Genomic DNA, 1,582 nt, shown 5'->3' with positions numbered 1-1,582 from the left:
AGCCAGCCCAGGTAGTTGCCGATCGGGATGCCGGGCACGCCGGGCAGCGCGGGCGTGGGGGAGTCCCAGGTCCAGTAGCCCTCGGCGACCATCTGCGGGTCGAGGAACAGGTCCCAGGCCGCGAGCCCGGCCGCGGCCAGCGCGATCCGCGCCGGCCTGGAGCGGGCCAGCCGCAGCGCGGCCAGCCAGGCCGGCCAGGCCATCCAGGTCCAGGCCAGCGGGATGATCAGCGGTACGCCGAGCAGCTTGGGCCCGAGCTGGCCGGAGTAGTCGTAGGTGCCGAACGGGAACCCGGTCGCCACCCCGACCGCCTCCACGGCGAAGCCGCCCAGGGTGGCGGTCGCGATGAGCGCGGCGGCCGCCCGGACGCCCCGGGTCAGCAGCGCGTGCGAGACCGACAGCAGATAGCCCAGCACGACGGTCAGCACGGTGAGGCCGGCGCGCAGGCCGCCACCGGTCAGCGGATAGCAGATCTGGGTCAGGATCAGGGCGCCGAGCAGCACCCAAGGCGTTACCCGGGCCACTGTCAGATGCCGACGATCCCGGGCACGTCCTCGGTCGCCGGGCGGCCGGCCAGCGGCAGCTCCCGCCCGAGGATCGCGAACGCCCGCTCGTCACCGGGGAAGATGAAGTCGCGCAGCACGTCGGAGAAGCCGAAGCGCCGGTACAGCCGCCAGGCCCGCGACTTCTGCTCGTCGGCCTCCGGGGTGGACAGCAGCACGGTCGAGCCGTCGGCCATCGACAGCAACGCGCGCAGCTGCCGGGCGCCGATGCCGTGGCCCTGCGCGCTGGGCTTGACGTGCAGCTCGACCACCTCGAAGCAGTCACCGAGCCAGTGCCGGCGCCCGGGCTCGTCCAGGGCGGCGCGGACCTGGTCGTGCCACCACTGGCCGGGCCCGGACGAGTAGCCGTAGCCGAAGCCCGCGAGGTGGCCGTCGGTGGTGAGGGTGGCGACGGCGCGGAAACCGGCCCGGCGCACGTGGGCACCGATGTACCCGCGCCGGGTCTGCAGCAGCTCGGCGCGGTAGCCCATCGCCTCGCCGTACACGCTGACCACGTCGTCCAGCCGCCGGAGCATGTCGTCCGGCTGCCAGGGAACGAGCCTCATCGCTCTCCTTCTCGCCGGGGAACATCTTGCCAGCCCAGGACGGCTTTGTCGCCACTGATGCCGCGCACCGCGAACCGGGCGAACAGCTCCTCGGCGTACCACCGGGCGGCCGGGGTGCGCCGCACCACGGCGCGATGCTCCGGCTGACGGTACGCGAACCCGGTCAGATCCGCCTCGGTGCGCCAGACGCTGACCGTGCCCTGCCAGCCGAGCGGCGCCTCCCCGATGCCGAACCGGGCCAGGAGGCCGGGCGCCGCGGCGAGCTCACGCGCCACCGGAGGCACGGCCCGCCAGAACGTGAGCGCGCGCACCGGGCGCAGCCGGGCCCGGGTCAGCGCCAGCACCGGGGCGTCGGTCCGCCCGCCGGAGGGTGCGCCGAACGGGGTCTGCCCGGACCACTGCCCGCGGCTGGTCAGCGGGGTCAGCTCGACCCGGGCCGACCCCTCGGCCAGCGCGTCCCAGGCGGCGCCGACC

The 1,582-nt window shown here is 75.0% G+C and carries 2 protein-coding genes and 1 pseudogene; all 3 read right to left on the bottom strand.

Annotated features, from left to right (window positions below; all coding sequences use genetic code 11):
- Positions 1-530: carotenoid biosynthesis protein (locus AB0C29_RS47610; protein ID WP_360834878.1), on the bottom strand; the 530-nt coding region annotated here is incomplete at its 3' end.
- Positions 527-1,108, bottom strand: coding sequence for a GNAT family N-acetyltransferase (locus AB0C29_RS47605; RefSeq protein WP_360548070.1), 582 nt, complete (start codon positions 1,106-1,108; stop codon positions 527-529). The genes AB0C29_RS47610 and AB0C29_RS47605, both read right to left, overlap by 4 nt.
- Positions 1,105-1,582, bottom strand: a pseudogene (locus AB0C29_RS47600) (monooxygenase); the annotation flags it as partial. The gene AB0C29_RS47605 and the pseudogene AB0C29_RS47600, both read right to left, overlap by 4 nt.

It is taken from the genome of Actinoplanes sp. NPDC048791 (genome assembly GCF_040650095.1).
GTDB lineage: Bacteria > Actinomycetota > Actinomycetes > Mycobacteriales > Micromonosporaceae > Actinoplanes.
The sequence above is the reverse complement of the archived record's forward strand: the minus strand, read 5'-3'. Positions and strand labels throughout refer to the sequence as shown.

Bases quoted from the DNA above. Each gene is read 5' to 3' on its own strand.
- AB0C29_RS47605 (WP_360548070.1), bottom strand. From the start codon at position 1,108: ATGAGGCTCGTTCCCTGGCAGCCGGACGACATGCTCCGGCGGCTGGAC.